The organism is Ideonella dechloratans, from assembly GCF_021049305.1.
Classification (GTDB): domain Bacteria; phylum Pseudomonadota; class Gammaproteobacteria; order Burkholderiales; family Burkholderiaceae_C; genus Ideonella; species Ideonella dechloratans.
The window spans coordinates 642,359-657,245 of record NZ_CP088082.1 but is presented as its reverse complement, the minus strand read 5'-3'; the positions used below and the strand labels follow the sequence as shown (position 1 = coordinate 657,245).

Genomic DNA, 14,887 nt, shown 5'->3' with positions numbered 1-14,887 from the left:
TTGCGATTCTCGAAAATAGTTCTTGAAATTCTATTCTTGATTGCATATCATCTCAACGAGTTTCGATAAGAAAGGATGCCCATGCGACCGTCTGTTGTGCTTGACATGAAGCGAAGCGCAGTGCGTGAAGCGGTAGGCCGCTTTCGCGCCGCGAACCCGCGCGTCTTCGGCTCGGTGCTGCATGGCACCGACCGGGATGGCAGCGACCTCGACCTGTTGGTCGATGCGCTGCCCGGTGCCACGTTGTTGGACTTGGGCGATTTGGAAGAAGAACTGAAATCGCTGCTCGGCGTTGACGTCGATCTGCTGACTCCCGGCGACCTGCCGCCGAAGTTCCGGGCCAAGGTGCTCGCGGAGGCGCAACCGATATGAGCGAGAACCGCCTGCCCGATTACCTCGACCACATTCAGCAGGCCGCAACCGATGCGCGCAGCTTCGTGGAAGGGATGGCCAAGGACGACTTCTTGGCCGACAAGCGCACCCAGCAGGCCGTCATCATGAGCCTGATCGTCATCGGCGAGGCGGCCACAAAGGTGATGGATGGCTACGTCGAGTTCACCCAGGCGCATGCCGACGTGCCGTGGCGCAGCATGCGCAATATGCGTAATCGCATGGCTCACGGCTATTTCGACATCAACCTCGATGTGGTGTACCGATACGGTACAATTAATTTTGGAAATGGCGACAAACGGCTATTTTCTGGCGGTCGTATCACAGACCAATTCGATGCTATATTTACAATTTAACTGGGGGGGGGTGCGCTGGTAAGCGTAATGCAATACTACGCTAAGCGAGGCGAGGCGATGATGCACAAGCATGGGATGGGCAGATAGGTTTTTTGAAGCTGTAAAAAAGTTAACACACTCACATGAAGGGGTTGAAATGGATACACGATTATTTGCATTCGTCGGCGGAGACAGCGGTCTTTGGCGGATCGTTGGAACCGAAACCATAGTTGGCAAGTCACTGCCTGAAGCCAAAAGGCTCAACGTAATATCTGCCTCAGAGTTGCAGCCCGAAACCAATGCACCCTGGGTACTTCGCGGAATAACAAGCAATGAACGGTATGTCATGCGCGAAGAGAAGAACGAAATTGTGGCGAAGCAGCAAGGGCTAGCGCGCCCAGAAGCAACTTGCGCTGCGTTGATACCGATCCGAAAAAACGCAGCTTGGTGGGAATTCACGCAAGACGAGCGCCGGAGCGTTTTCGAAAAGTCAAAGCACATTCAAATCGGGCTCAACTACTTGCCTGCAGTAGCGCGCAAGCTCCATCACTGCCGCGACCTCTCTGAAAATGAACCGTTCGATTTTCTCAATTGGTTCGAGTTCGCGCCAACCCATGAGGCTGAGTTCAACGCATTGCTTTCCGAACTGCGTGCAACAGAGGAATGGAAGTACGTTGACAGAGAAGTCGATATCCGTCTCGTGCGAGAGGCGGCGTAGGTCAATCCCCGTCTGACCGCTCAGGGGCGTTAGCGGGCAGCCGGCACTGCATCTATTGATTTTGGATAGCTTGGAACCAGGCATTTCACTTGCAATTAATTCGAGCACGCCGCCATGAAATGCGAGCCGCCGCCGTCGATTGCAAGCTCGTTTGCAAATAGCGTGAGCTTCAGCGCGCCGTCAGTTGCAGTTAATTCGAGCCGAAAGCGGCATCGAATGCGAGCACGCCCGTTTTCAAACGCGAGCCGTTACACATATCCAGCCTGTCTGGGGGCACTGTGAAAGAGGGATCTCCGATGACTGTTGAATCGAGAATATTTTCTGTAGCCGAGTATGTTCAGCCGTCCGAAGGCGAGCCTATTCGTTCCGTTGTGCTTGAAACCCGAGACTCAATTATCGTGGTTTGGCATGTCCATCCCGGGCAGGAAATTGCGGCTCACATTCATCCTCACGGCCAAGACACGTGGACTGTTTTGTCGGGAATGGCTGATTACTTTCAGGGCAATGGGATTGTTCGTGCCCTCAGGGAAGGTGAGATAGCCGTGGCAAGACCGGGCCAAGTGCACGGGGCGCGAAATACAGGTACCGAGCCATTTGTGTTCGTCTCGGTTGTGGCATCAGCCAATGCCGGTTTCGTATTGGCTGAGCGATAGAGCCCAATCTCTGGAGTTGGTCCAATGAGCGGTCGGGGAGATAGGTAACAGACATGCAGCGGACACGGCTGCTAAACCAGGTCGCAAACCTCCTTGCGTCGCAGCGTGCCGCAAGCGACGCGATCAATCGAATGGGGTCGGCATGAGACTGAACACCATCCAGTTCCCGACCGCGTAGCCGCCTGTCCTGCCGATCAGGTCTTGACCATCGACGCCTGGGATCAGTCCTGAATGTTCTTGGAGACCACTACGTTATGAGCCGCAGCCGCCGCAAAACACCCATCGTCGGGCACACGACCTGCGGCAGCGAGCGCGAGGACAAGAAGCTCTGGCATCAGCGCTGGCGCACCCGTGAGCGCACGGCGCTGACCAGCGCGTCGCCCGAAGCCCTGAGCGCCCATCTGCCCCTGCTGGAAAACCAGGCCAGCAGCGTCTGGTCGATGGGCAAGGATGGCCGCTCCTACTGGCCCGTCAAGCGCCAGGCCGCCACGGCGGATCGCATCGCCAATCACAAGGGACGCAACCCGCAAGAACGCGCCTCCCTGAAAAAGCGCCTGCTGCGCAAGTGGATGAGCAAATGAAGCTCTCCTTCCATCAGCACATTGCGCTGTTCTGGATGATCGGTGCTCCGGGCGTCTTCGCGCCCGTGATCGAGAACGCCAAGCGGCCCGATGCCGGCGCCGTCATGGCGTGGGGTGTCGCGATCGTGGCGGTGATGATCCTCTTCACCCCTTTGCTGCTGCGCTGTCCACCATTCCGGCGCTGGTATGGCCGGACGGATGCGCTGTCGGAGCGGCAGCGCCAGGCGCTTGCCGAGCGCGGCCTGCGCCGCTACTACCAGACCGCTTTCGATGACGGCTACGTGCCCCGCGTGATGCCCTACGTGTGGCGCATCATCTGGACGGTCGGCGGGTTGATGGCTGTGACCGCCGTACTGCCTACCAACACCGGACGGCCAGCCTTCGATGCCTTGGTGGTCTTCTCGACCTGGTATCCGATAGGCGTGATGCTGCTGGTTTTCGCGTCGAGGCCCCTTGGCCGGTTGATTCGCCAAAGAGCACAGGAGCGGCGGAAATGAGCACGTCAACCATCGAGGCGCTGGCCAGCGCCTGGGCAAGGATTGCCGAGGAAGCGGAATTCCCCGCTGACTACGAGGGGACTGCCACACCACAAGCGCATCGGGCTAGCGAAGCTATTCAGGAGCAGATTCGGGAGCGCATCGTCGCCACCAACGACATGCGGCTGTTCAGCCTGCTGCACCTGCTGGGTCAGGCGTCGCTGCGCATGGAGCAAGCGCTGTGGCCGGAGGATTACGAGCGGATGACGCGCGAGGTTGAGGAAGCCCTGCGGCAAGCCACCGACGCCAACGCCAGATCGTACACCCACGAAGAAGTGATGCAGGCGATGCAGGAACGCATCGACCGGGCGCGAGACAAGCCATGTTGATTGGCTATGCGCGCGTCTCGACGCAGGATCAGAACCTGGAGCTGCAACGCGAAGCCTTGAGCAAGGCCGGATGTAAAAAGGTCTTCGAGGACAAGGTGAGTGGCACGCGGGCAGACCGGCCTGGCTTGGCCAAGACGCTCGAAATGCTGCGCGAAGGCGATACTTTGGTCGTCTGGAAGCTCGACCGGCTGGGCCGGTCGGTCAAGCAACTGGTCGATCTGGTCGGCGATCTGCACAAGCACGGTGTCCAGTTCAGGAGCCTCACCGACTCCATCGACACCGGCACACCATCCGGGCGGTTCTTCTTCCACGTCATGGCGAGCCTTGCCGAAATGGAGCGCGAGCTGACCGTCGAGCGCACCCGCGCCGGGCTGGAAGTCGCCAAGCAGCTCGGCCGCAAAGGCGGCCGCAAGCCGAAGATGACCGACAGCAAGATCGAGTCGGCCAAGAAGCTGCTGGCCAGCGGGGTGCCGCCCAAGGACGTGGCCAAGAACCTCGGCGTGTCCATTCCGACGCTGTACCGCTGGGTGCCAGCCTCCACGCACGCTTAGCGTGCTTTATTTTCCGTTTTCTGAGACGACCCCTGGTAGCGAAAGCCCGCCACCCACTGGTTCTGGCTGTCCACCACGCCCAGGCGCAACGAGGCGCCGGTCAGGTCCGAGGTGGGCGGCACGCCCTGCAGGGGGTTGGCGTCGGCCGGCAGTTCCTCGCCCGCCACGGGCCGCAGCAGGTGGAACCAGCGGCGCGGCTCCTCGCGCAGGAAGTCCCAGCTGCCATGATCGGCATAGGCCCGCTCCAGCCGCGGCCCCACATAGGCCATGCGCTCGGCCGCCACATCGTTGAGATAGCCCAGGAATTCACGGCTGAAGTTCCAGTGCGTGGCCATGCCCACCAGGGCGGCCACCAGGATGCCGGTGCCGAAGACGGCCAGGAAGATCCGCACCGACAGGCTGGTGCGCGGCACGCGGCGGCGCCAGGAAGGCAGGAAACGCATGAACGGATTGGGCCAAAGGCCGGCCCGTCCGGCAAGCCCGCCCCGGCGCGGCAGCGGGTTCCTCGTTTTTTCTGCACATTCGGCCACCACCATGACCGCCATCGTCATCCAAGTTGTTTGCTGCCGTGGTGAATCATTCCTTCCATCGCACCGCTCCGGCCCGCGCCGCCGCCGCCGCGCTGCTGGCCCTGGGCCTGGACTACGGGCTGGCCGCCTGCTCCGCCAAATCCGGCGAGACCCCGAACGCACCCGCCACCGACGTGGGCGTCTTCACGGTCAGCGCCCAGGCCCTGCCCCTGACCACCGAGCTGCCCGGTCGCACCGTCGCCGCGCAGTCCGCCGAAATCCGGCCCCAGGTCAGCGGCATCGTGCAGAAGCGCCTGTTCACCGAAGGCAGCACCGTGAAGGCCGGTCAGCCGCTCTACCAGCTGGATGCCTCGTCCTACGAAGCCACCGTGCGCAGCGCCGAGGCCGCGGTGGCCAAGGCCCAGGCCACGCTGGCCGCTGCACGCCTGACGGCCCAGCGCCAGCAGGCGCTGCGGGCCGCCGATGCCAGCAGCCAGCAGGCGGTGGAAGACGCCCAGGCCGCGCTGAAGGAAGACGAGGCCGCCCTGCTCTCGGCCCAGGCCACGCTGGCCAGCGCCCGCATCGACCTCGCCCGCACCCGCATCACCTCGCCCATCGCCGGCCGGGTGGACACCTCCAGCGTCACCGAGGGCGCGCTGGTGACCGCCAGCCAGACCACGGCCCTGACCACCGTGCAGAGCCTGGACCCGATCAACGTCGACATCCCGCAGAGCAGCGTGGACCTGCTCAAGCTGCGCCAGCAACTGGGTCAAGGCGGTCAGGGCGGCCAAGGCGGCCAGGGGCTGAAGGACGGCAGCGCCCGCATCCAGCTGGTGCTGGAGGACGGCAGCGCCTACGCCCACGAGGGCACGCTCAAGGTCAACGGCGTGTCGGTCAACACCAGCACCGGCGCGGTGACGCTGCGGGCCACCGTGCCCAACCCCGAGCATGTACTGCTGCCCGGCATGTACGTGCGCGCGGTGCTGACCCAGGCGGTCGACCCGGCCGCCCTGCTGGTGCCGCAGGCCGGCGTGCAGCGCAATGCCTCCGGCTCGGCCAGCGCCCTGGTGGTGGGCACCGACGGCAAGGTCGAGCAGCGCCCGGTCACCGTGGCCCAGGCCATCGGCAACCGGTGGCGCGTCACCCAGGGCCTGAAGGTCGGGGACCGCGTCATCGTCGAAGGCGTGGCCAAGGTGCGGCCCGGCCAGGTGGTTCACGCGGTGCCCGCCGCCCTGGGCGCCTCGGCGCCGGTGGCGGCCTCGGCAGCCAGCCGCTGAGCGGGAGCGGCCATGGCGAAGTTCTTCATCGACCGGCCCATCTTTGCCTGGGTCCTTGCCATCCTCATCATGCTGGCCGGCGCGCTGTCCATCCTGGACCTGCCGCTGGAACAGTACCCCGACATCGCCCCGGTGCGCGTGTCGGTCAACGCCACCTACACCGGCGCCAACGCGCAGACGGTGGAGGACTCGGTCACCCAGGTGATCGAGCAGAACATGAAGGGCCTGGACGGGCTGCAGAGCATGCAGTCCACGTCCAGCTCCACCGGCGGCGCCAGTGTCACGCTGAGCTTCATCGCGGGCACCAACCCCGACGTTGCGCAGATGCAGGTGCAGAACAAGGTGCAGCAGGCCCTCACCCGTCTGCCCCAGGTGGTGCAGAGCCAGGGCGTGACGGTGACCAAGTCCGGCACCGACTTTCTGCTGATCGCCAACTTCGTCTCCGACGACCCCTCGGTCACCGCCTCCGACCTGGGCGACTATGTCTCCACCAGTCTGGTGGACACGCTCAGCCGCATCGACGGCGTGGGCGACGTGACCACGCTGGGCTCGGGCTACGCCATGCGCATCTGGCTGGACCCGGTCAAGATGCAGAAGTACGCGCTGATGCCCTCGGACATCAGCAGCGCGCTGGAATCGCAGAACACCCAGGTCTCCGCCGGCCAGCTGGGTGCCCTGCCCGCCGTGCCCGGCCAGCAGATCAATGCGGTGGTCTCGGCCCGCAGCAAGCTGCGCACGGTCGGGCAGTTCCAGAACGTGGTGGTCAAGTCGGCCACCGACGGCGCCCTGGTGCACCTGGGCGACGTGGCCCGCGTGGAGCTGGGCAGCGACAGCTACACCTTCCAGACCCGCTACAACGGCCGCCCGGCCGCCGGCGTGGGCATCAAGCTGGCCTCGGGCGCCAACGCGCTGGGCGTGGCCAAGGCCGTCAAGGCCAAGCTGGCCGAGCTGGCGCCCTTCTTCCCCAACCAGATCCACTACAGCATCGGCTACGACACCACGCCCTTCGTCACCATCTCGGTGGAAGAGGTGGTCAAGACCCTGGCCGAGGCCATGGTGCTGGTGGTGATCGTGATGGTGCTGTTCATGCAGAACCTGCGTGCCACCCTGATCCCGGCCATCGCTGTGCCAGTGGTGCTGCTGGGCACCTTCGGGGTGCTGGCCGCCTTCGGCTACTCGATCAATACGCTCACCCTCTTCGGCATGGTGCTGGCCATCGGCCTGCTGGTGGACGACGCCATCGTGGTGGTGGAGAACGTCGAGCGGCTGATGCGCGAGGAAGGCCTGGGCCCCCGCGAAGCCACCCGCAAGAGCATGGGCGAGATCACCGGCGCACTGATCGGCATCTCGCTGGTGCTGTCGGCCGTGTTCATCCCCATGGCCTTCTTCGGTGGCTCCACCGGGGTGATCTACCGCCAGTTCTCGATCACCATCGTCTCGTCCATGGTGCTGAGCGTGCTGATGGCCCTGAGCCTGACGCCCGCCCTGTGCGCCTCGCTGCTGCGCCCCCACGCCGCGGCCGGCCTGGACGAGGATGCCGAGCCGGCCCACGGCACCGTGCATGGTCCGGCAAGCCGCTTCTTCGCGGCCTTCAACCGCGGCTTCCAACGCTTCACCCAGCGTTACCAGGACTTCATGCGCCGCACGCTGGGCCGCGCCGGCCGCATGATGGTGATCTACGGCGTGATCGTCGCCGCGCTGGGCGTGAGCTTCGTGCGCCTGCCCACCTCCTTCCTGCCGGACGAGGACCAGGGCCTGCTCATGGCCATGGTGCAGCTGCCCGCCGGCGCCTCGGCCGAGCGCACCCGCGCCGTGCTGGGCCAGGTGGAGGACTACCTCAAGACCCAGCCCGAAGTCACCAGCTCCATCTCGCTGATCGGCATGAGCGGCGATCAGGCCAGCGGCAACCTCTTCGTGCGGCTCAAGGACTGGTCGCAGCGCAAGGGTCGCGGCCAGGATGCCGCCGCGCTGGCCGGGCGCTTCACCAAGGACCTCTCCGGCATCCGGGACGCGCGCATCTTCTTCATGCTGCCGCCCGCGGTGCGCGGCCTGGGCAGCAGCGCCGGTTTCACGGTCGAGCTGGAAGACCTGGGCGGCCTGGGCCACGACGCTTTGCTGGCCGCGCGCGACCAGTTCCTGGCGGCGGCCCGCAAGAGCCCGCTGCTGACCCAGGTGCGGCCCAGCGGCCTGGACGACACCGCCCAGCTGCAGATCAGTGTGGACGACAGCAAGGCCGCCGCGCTGGGCCTGTCCACCAGCGACGTCAACAACACCCTGTCGGTCGCCCTGGGCGGCACCTATGTCAACGACTTCATCAACAAGTCGCGGGTGAAAAAGGTCTACATGCAGGGCGATGCGGCCTACCGCATGCAGCCCGAAGACCTGAACCACTGGTACGTGCGCAATGGCAGCGGCGACATGGTGCCCTTCAGCGCCTTCGCCAGCGCCAGCTGGGGCAGCGGCCCGGCCAAGCTGGAACGCTACAGCGGCATGTCCTCCTTCGAGATCGTGGGCTCGCCCGCCGCGGGCGTGAGCACCGGCACCGCCATGGCCGAGGTGGAAAAGATCGCCGCCACCCTGCCCACCGGCATCACCTACGAATGGGCGGGCCAGAGCTTCCAGGAACGCCTCTCCGGCTCGCAGGCCCCAGCGCTCTATGCCCTGTCCATCTTGTTCGTGTTCCTCTGCCTGGCCGCCCTGTACGAAAGCTGGTCGGTGCCCTTCTCCGTCATGCTGGTGGTGCCGCTGGGCGTCATCGGCGCGGTGCTGGCCACCTGGCTGGCGGGCCTGTCCAACGACGTCTATTTCCAGATCGGCCTGCTGACCACCGTCGGCCTGTCCGCCAAGAACGCCATCCTGATCGTGGAGTTCGCCCAGAAGCTCTATGACGAGGGCATGGACCTGATGGAGGCCACGCTGCAGGCCATCAAGCTGCGGCTGCGGCCCATCGTGATGACCTCGCTGGCCTTCGGCTTCGGCGTGCTGCCGCTGGCCATCGCCACCGGCGCGGCCTCGGCCAGCCGGCGCGCCATCGGCACCGGCGTGCTGGGCGGCATGGTCACCGCCACCGTGCTGGGCCTGGTCTTCATCCCGGTGTTCTACCTGGTCGTGCGCCGCTTCTTCCGGGGCCGCAAGGCGGTCCATTCCACCCCCTCGATTCCGGAGAACGCGGCATGACAACGCGCGCCATCCTCAAGCCCATCGCCCTGGCCGCGGCCCTCGTGACCCTGCTGGCCGGCTGTGTCACCACCCAGCCCAGCGGCCCGGGTGACCCGCAGTGGCAGGCCCCCGTGCCCGCCACGCTGGGCGCCAGCGCGGTGGCCGGCACGGCCACCCTGGCCGCCAGCGCCGACGCCACGCCGGATTGGCAGAGCGTCGTCCTGGACACCCGCCTGCGCCAGACCATCGCCCTGGCGCTGACCCAGAACCGCGACCTGCGGGTGGCCCTGCGCAACATCGACGCGGCCCGCGCCGCCGTCAGCAGCGCCACGGCCGACCGCCTGCCCACCCTCAAGGCCTCGGCCGGCACCACCACCAGCAAGACCGCGGACGACCTGAGCAGCAGCGGCCACGGCGGCGCGAGCCGGCAGCACAGCGCCAGCCTGGGCGTCTCCGCCTGGGAGATCGACCTCTGGGGCCGCCTGGCCCGGCTGGACGAGGCCGCCCAGGCCAAGCTGCTGGCCAGCGAGGCCACCGCGCGCAGCGTGCAGGCCACGCTCATCGCCGAGACCGCCACCGCCTGGCTCACCCTGGCGGCCGACCAGCAGTCGCTGGCGCTGGATGAAGAGACGCTGGCCAGCCAGCAGCAGACCCTGGCGCTCAGCGAGCAGCAAAAGGCCCTGGGCGCCATCTCGGCCCTGGACCTGGCCGCGGTGCAGGCCGCGGCGCAGACGGCCCGGCTGAACGCAGCCACCGCCCGAAGCCAGGTGGCCCAGGATCTCAATGCCCTGCGCCTGCTGCTGGGCACCGAGCCGCCGGCGGACCTGCTGCCGCCCGCCGGCCCGAATGCGCTGGACCAGACCGCCCAGGCCACCGCCCTGCTGGGCGTGCCGGCCGACCTGCCCTCCAGCGTGCTGCTGCGCCGGCCCGATGTGATGGCCGCCGAGTTCACCCTGCAGGCCAACGACGCCAATGTGGCCGCGGCCCGGGCCGCCCTCTTCCCCACGGTCTCGCTCACCGCCACGGCCGGCACCGCCAGCACCGCCCTGAGCGGCCTGTTCAGCGCCGGCAACGGCACCTGGACGGTGGCCCCGGCGCTGAGCCTGCCCATCTTCGACTGGGGCAGCCGGCAGGCGGCCATCGACACCGCCCGCGCCAACCAGCAGGCCCAGCTCGCCACCTATGAGAAGACGCTGCAGACCGCCTTCCGGGAGGTGGCCGACGCCCTGGCCGTGCGGGCCCAGCTGGACGAGCGGCTGGACGCCCAGACCCAGCAGGTGCAGGCCTATGCCCAGGCCCTGAAGCTCACCGAGACCCGGCGCGCCCTGGGGGCCGACAGCGCCCTGACCGTGCTGGAAGCCCAGCGCAGCTACTGGAGCGCCCGGCAGAGCCTGATCAGCCTGAAGCTGGCCGAGCAGAGCAACCGGCTCACCCTGTTCAAGGTGCTGGGCGGCGCCTGAGCGGCCTCAGGTCGGGCGGAAGCTGGCCGACGCCTCTTCCGCATCTGCCCGGCCAGGGCGGCTGACGTTGTCGCCGTCCCGATCGCGCAGGGTGCGGAACATCGTCGAGGCGGCCAGCGTGAAGGCCGCCAGCAGCAGGAAGGCCTTGTGCAGGGCCGGCAGCGCGCCGCCTTCCACCCCGCTGGGCGCCTGCGCCAGGAAGTAGCCCGCCGCCAGCGTGCCGCTGGCCAGGCCGAAACTCAGCGAGAGCTGCTGGAAGGTGCTGGCGATGGTGCTGCCGTCGGCCGTGTCGCGCTCGCCCAGATCGGCGAAGGCGATGGTGTTCAGGCTGGTGAACTGCAGCGAATTGGCCAGGCCCATCACCAGGCCCAGGCCGACGATGAGCGGGATGGGCGTGGTGAGCCCCACCTGGGAGAAGGCGGCAATGCAGACAGCCACGATCCAGGTGTTGACCATCAGCACCCGCCGGTAGCCGAAGCGGCCCAGCACCCGCTGGGCCAGGGTCTTCATCACCATGGCGGCGGCGGCGGCCGGCATCATCAACAGGCCCGACTGCCAGGCCGGCATGCCCAGGCCCACCTGGTACAGCAGGGGCAGCAGCAGCGGCGTGCCGCCGATGCCCAGGCGGGTGAACATGCCGCCCAGCACCGAGACGCGGAAGGTGCGCACCTTCAGCAGTGCCAGGTTCAGCAGCGGGGCGGCGTGGTGCCGGCTGTGCCAGGCATAGCCCCCCATCAGGGCGACCGAGGCGGCCAGCCAGGCCAGGGCCTCGCCATGGCCCAGGCCATGGGCGCCGAAGACCTCCAGCAGCCAGGACAGCAGCGCCGTGCCACCGCCGAACAGCAGCATGCCGCGCAGGTCGAAGGGCTTCACCGACTCTGCGCGGTAATCCGGCATGTGCCGCAGGCCGAAGGCCAGCGCGGCCAGGCCCACCGGCACGTTGACGAAGAACATCTCGCGCCAGCTGCCCCAGTGCACGATCAACCCGCCCACCGTCGGCCCCAGCAAGGGGCCCATCAGCGCCGGGATGACCATGAAGTTCATGGCCTGCAGCAGCTGGCTCTTGGGAAAGCTGCGCACCAGGGTCATGCGGCCCACCGGCATCATCATCGCGGCGGACATGCCCTGCAGCACCCGGCAGGCCACCAGCATCGCCACACTGGGCGCCAGCCCGCAGGCCAGCGAGGCCAGCGTGAACACCACGATGGCCGAGAGGAAGATCCGGCGCGTGCCGAAGCGGTTGGCCAGCCAGCCGCTGGCCGGGATGCTCATGGCCAGCGCCAGCACATAGCTGGACGACACGGCCTTGAGCGCCAGCGGCGTGGTGCCCAGATCGGCCGCCATGGCCGGGATGCCGGTGTTGACGATGGTGGCGTCCATCTGCTCCATGAAGAGCGCGGAGGCCACGATCCAGGGCAGATAGCGTTGGGTGCGCGGGTTCACATCGGGCATGCCCCCGAGTGTCCCAGCTTGGCAACAGGCCCGTGCCGGGGAGGGTCAGGCCACGCCCACCAGCTTCTTGATCGACCCGATGGCCGCCGGCCCGTTGAAGGGCTTGACGATCCAGCCCTTCACGCCCGCGGCCCGGCCGCGCTCCTTCATGGCCGGCGCGTTCTCGGTGGTCAGCATGATGATCTGCACCGTCGGGTTGTTCAGCTCCTTGCGCACCTTCTCGACCATGGTCAAGCCGTCGATGTTGGGCATGTTGACGTCGCAGATGACAAGTTTCATGGTATAAGCGATTTCTTTTAAATTCAGGCACTTGCGCGGGTGTTTTGCCTGATTTTTCGCTCTGGCTACCCATCTAGCTACCCACTTTTGGGCCGCTGGGGGTGTGGCACCCGTGTTGCGCGGATGCCACTATGGTATCAGCGAGCGGCCTTTCTCTGCTCAAGCGCCGTGTGGAGGCTTTCGGCAGTGACGCCGCTGGCTCGCTTGCGAATCTTCACCAGCTCAAGGTCGCCGTCCTTAATCATCCGGTAGATGGTGGAGCGCGAAACGCCCAGCTTCGCCGCAGCGACGTTCACGCGATAGGTGAGCGCGCTCGGCAGTCCTGCACTTGTGGAAACGCCGGCGGTTCTCCTTACAGCGCCCCCCTGAATTTCTTGTTGGTCGATCATCTCTAAGTCCTTATGGTTTAAACGCGCTGGCACCCATGATTGCAAGCACATGGGTGCCAGACGGGGGTGAATTTCCGATCAGGCGCGCCGCTCCATGAAGGCTTCCTCGTGGCGGAAGTTGGCGCGGACAAGGGCCTCGGCCTGCGCGGGCGAAACGGAGTTGCCGCACATGCGAACCTGGGCCGTGATCGAGAGGGGGATGCGCGGAATCAGGCGTGGGTCGCCCGGCACCTGCACGCCGTCCTTGAACAGCAGCTTCGGGTCGGGGATTTCGTGGATGATGTAGTCGCCGGGGAAGCTCTGCGCGCGGTACAGTTCGCGCGGCTTGAGCATCCGAAGCGTGATGTCCACCAGTACCCACCAGATGCCGCCGTAGCTCATCAGCACCAGATCGGCCGCTTCGGGGAACAGCTCGGGCAGATGTTCGTGCAGCAGGGCCGCGCACGCGCGCGCCTTCTCCCGGTGTTCGGGGGAAAGCGCCTCGGCGGGCACCTGGACGGACTGCACCAGGCCCATGCGCGCCTTGGTCGTCACCGTGGGCATGGGCTTGGCGCACCCCGAATCTTGGCCGCCCTCGCTGTAATACTGGACGAGGTAGGCCGTCACCAGGCGCTGATTGCTACCCGAGGCGGTGATCGTCGAAATGGGTGCGCTGGCCGGCCGCCCGTCGCCATCGTAGAAGCCGCCGTTCGCCTGCTCGAAGAAAGCCGATGCGAGCGCACTGGGCACGCTGCTGGCCGTCACTGAATTGAGCGGCGTTTCCAGGCTGCGGACGCCGCTGCTCCACCGCTTCGCGCCGGTGCTGCACGATTCCCCGTGTCCCATGTCGATCAGGTTGGCGACGACCAGGGCCTGTTCACCTCGGTTCGCCCCCGTCACCGTCGGCAGCGGCTCTGCCGGCGTGCTGCCGGGCCGGTCGCCGTGGTGCGTGAGGTGAGCCAGGTGCGCGGCCACCAGGGCGTGCTTATTCGCCGTCACGACGGTGCCCAGCGGCGCCTCGATGTCCTGCGCGCGCGGCTGCTGGCCCTCGCGCTCGCCGTAGCCGATGGTGACGAGGTGCGCGCCAACCATCGCATGGTGCGTGCCGCCGGCGGCCACGGTGGAGAGCGGTTGCTCGACGCTGTGCCCGCCCATGTGGCCGTCGCTGGTGCCGCGCAGCGGGGCCAGGGTCGGGGCCACGACGCTGAAATGACCGCCTTTCACCTGGGCGCATACCGTGCGCAGGGGCGCATCCGCCGGCATGGTGCGCTGGTTGCTCGCGTTGGCGTGCTCCGTGAGGAACGGCGCCAGTGCGGGCATCACGACCGCGCGGTGGTTCTCCGTGGTCAGCGTGCCCATCGGCTGGTTGGCCGACGTGGGCTTGCCCGAGTACGACGGGCCGCCGGCGCCGGCCAGAAACGGCGTCATCACGGGCTGGCCCAGCATATGGTGATTGCCGGTGGTGACGGTCGGCAGGGGTTGATCGGCAGCCGCGCCAGTGTGCCCACTGGTGTTCGTCACGATGAAGGGGCGCGCGCTGCTCAGGACATGGCGCCACAGGCCCTTGGCGACGCGCCGGCGGGTATTGGACGCCAGCGGCTTCGGTCGGTCGAAGATGCTGGTCGCGGGCAGCCCGAAGTCGATGCACTCGGCCGCCGTTCTGTAGGGAGCCAGCATCCCGGCCAGCACCTCGCGTGAGGTAGGATCGCCGTGCGTCGCTTCCGGCCAGATGATCGGCAGGCCGTCGCGGCGTGCCACCAGGAACAGCCGCTTTCGGATAGTCGGTGCGCCGTTGTCGCACGCGCGCAGCTCGCGCCAATCCACCTTGTAGCCATGCTGGCGGAGTTGCCGGACGAAGCTCTCGAAGGTCTTGCCCTTCTTCGCAGGGTCGGGGTAGAGATTGCCGTCGGCGCCGACGATGACAGGCCCCCAGGTCTGGAATTCTTCGACGTTCTCCAACATCAGTACCCTGGGTTTAGTGAGCGCCACCCAGCGCATCCCCACCCATGCCAGTCCCCGGATGTGCTTGGAAACCGGCGTGCCACCCTTCGCCTTCGAGAAATGCTTGCAATCTGGACTGAGCCATACCAGGCCCACCGGGCGGTTCCCCGTCACTTCGATGGGGGTGATTCAGCGCGTGCATCGCAAGCGCCTCGGGGTCGTGGTTGATGGCGATGTCCACGGGGCGCCCGAACGCGGCTTCCAGCCCGGTCGAGGTTCCGCCGCCGCCGGCGAAGTTGTCGATGATGAGTTCGCCGGGGAACGGCAAGGCGAGTTGCGGGCGCTGCAT

The 14,887-nt window shown here is 66.6% G+C and carries 13 protein-coding genes and 3 pseudogenes; 11 read left to right on the top strand and 5 right to left on the bottom strand.

All coding sequences use genetic code 11. From position 1 onward, the window contains the following. Nucleotides 1–81: 81 nt before the first annotated feature. The 8 genes and pseudogenes from LRM40_RS21130 (at nt 82) to LRM40_RS21095 (ending at nt 4,093) form a co-directional block, all read left to right on the top strand. Nucleotides 82–372, top strand: coding sequence for a nucleotidyltransferase family protein (locus LRM40_RS21130; RefSeq protein ID WP_001247892.1), 291 nt, complete (start codon nt 82–84; stop codon nt 370–372). Then, nucleotides 369–653: pseudogene (locus LRM40_RS21125) on the top strand (HepT-like ribonuclease domain-containing protein); the annotation flags it as partial. The gene LRM40_RS21130 and the pseudogene LRM40_RS21125, both read left to right, overlap by 4 nt. Before the next feature lie 229 nt (nt 654–882). Continuing rightward, on the top strand, nt 883–1,443 hold the full coding sequence (locus tag LRM40_RS21120; RefSeq protein ID WP_151122437.1) for a chlorite dismutase family protein: 561 nt from the start codon (nt 883–885) through the stop codon (nt 1,441–1,443). Nucleotides 1,444–1,739: 296 nt separating this feature from the next. After that, nucleotides 1,740–2,096 (top strand): cupin domain-containing protein, encoded by a 357-nt coding sequence (locus tag LRM40_RS21115; protein ID WP_003465043.1) that lies wholly within the window; start codon nt 1,740–1,742, stop codon nt 2,094–2,096. Nucleotides 2,097–2,350: 254 nt separating this feature from the next. Continuing rightward, on the top strand, nt 2,351–2,677 hold the full coding sequence (locus LRM40_RS21110) for a hypothetical protein (RefSeq protein ID WP_003100858.1): 327 nt from the start codon (nt 2,351–2,353) through the stop codon (nt 2,675–2,677). Continuing rightward, nucleotides 2,674–3,174 carry a hypothetical protein gene (locus LRM40_RS21105; protein ID WP_003100856.1) on the top strand — a complete coding sequence of 167 codons (501 nt, stop codon included), beginning with the start codon at nt 2,674–2,676 and terminating at the stop codon, nt 3,172–3,174. The genes LRM40_RS21110 and LRM40_RS21105 overlap by 4 nt, the downstream gene beginning before the upstream one ends. Further along, entirely contained in the window at nt 3,171–3,542 is a 372-nt protein-coding gene (locus LRM40_RS21100; RefSeq protein WP_003100853.1) for a hypothetical protein, read from the top strand. The genes LRM40_RS21105 and LRM40_RS21100 overlap by 4 nt, the downstream gene beginning before the upstream one ends. Beyond that, the gene (locus LRM40_RS21095; RefSeq protein WP_003100847.1) at nt 3,536–4,093 is read left to right on the top strand and encodes a recombinase family protein; all 558 of its coding nucleotides are present in this window, start codon (nt 3,536–3,538) and stop codon (nt 4,091–4,093) included. The genes LRM40_RS21100 and LRM40_RS21095 overlap by 7 nt, the downstream gene beginning before the upstream one ends. Here the strand turns inward: LRM40_RS21095 and LRM40_RS21090 are convergent. Next, on the bottom strand, nt 4,090–4,536 hold the full coding sequence (locus LRM40_RS21090; protein WP_151122410.1) for a sensor histidine kinase: 447 nt from the start codon (nt 4,534–4,536) through the stop codon (nt 4,090–4,092). The genes LRM40_RS21095 and LRM40_RS21090 overlap by 4 nt on opposite strands. A gap of 128 nt (nt 4,537–4,664) precedes the next feature. Between LRM40_RS21090 and LRM40_RS21085 the strand changes: the two genes are divergently transcribed. Genes LRM40_RS21085 through LRM40_RS21075 form a run of 3 tightly spaced genes read left to right on the top strand, consistent with a single transcriptional unit; the run spans nt 4,665 to nt 10,498 of the window. Further along, on the top strand, nt 4,665–5,879 hold the full coding sequence (locus LRM40_RS21085) for an efflux RND transporter periplasmic adaptor subunit (protein WP_211372922.1): 1,215 nt from the start codon (nt 4,665–4,667) through the stop codon (nt 5,877–5,879). Nucleotides 5,880–5,891: 12 nt separating this feature from the next. Then, the gene (locus LRM40_RS21080; protein ID WP_151122412.1) at nt 5,892–9,056 is read left to right on the top strand and encodes an efflux RND transporter permease subunit; all 3,165 of its coding nucleotides are present in this window, start codon (nt 5,892–5,894) and stop codon (nt 9,054–9,056) included. Beyond that, nucleotides 9,053–10,498 carry an efflux transporter outer membrane subunit gene (locus LRM40_RS21075; protein WP_151122413.1) on the top strand — a complete coding sequence of 482 codons (1,446 nt, stop codon included), beginning with the start codon at nt 9,053–9,055 and terminating at the stop codon, nt 10,496–10,498. The genes LRM40_RS21080 and LRM40_RS21075 overlap by 4 nt, the downstream gene beginning before the upstream one ends. A gap of 6 nt (nt 10,499–10,504) precedes the next feature. Here LRM40_RS21075 and LRM40_RS21070 read toward each other — a convergent pair whose 3' ends face one another. From LRM40_RS21070 to LRM40_RS21055, 4 genes and pseudogenes are all read right to left on the bottom strand, one after another. Further along, complete coding sequence (locus LRM40_RS21070; RefSeq protein WP_151122414.1) at nt 10,505–11,950, bottom strand: DHA2 family efflux MFS transporter permease subunit; 1,446 nt, start codon at nt 11,948–11,950, stop codon at nt 10,505–10,507. Between the two features lie 45 nt (nt 11,951–11,995). Further along, nucleotides 11,996–12,229: pseudogene (locus LRM40_RS21065) on the bottom strand (response regulator); the annotation flags it as partial. A gap of 137 nt (nt 12,230–12,366) precedes the next feature. After that, entirely contained in the window at nt 12,367–12,618 is a 252-nt protein-coding gene (locus tag LRM40_RS21060; RefSeq protein ID WP_105812247.1) for a helix-turn-helix transcriptional regulator, read from the bottom strand. Nucleotides 12,619–12,696: 78 nt separating this feature from the next. Continuing rightward, nucleotides 12,697–14,887: pseudogene (locus LRM40_RS21055) on the bottom strand (DNA cytosine methyltransferase).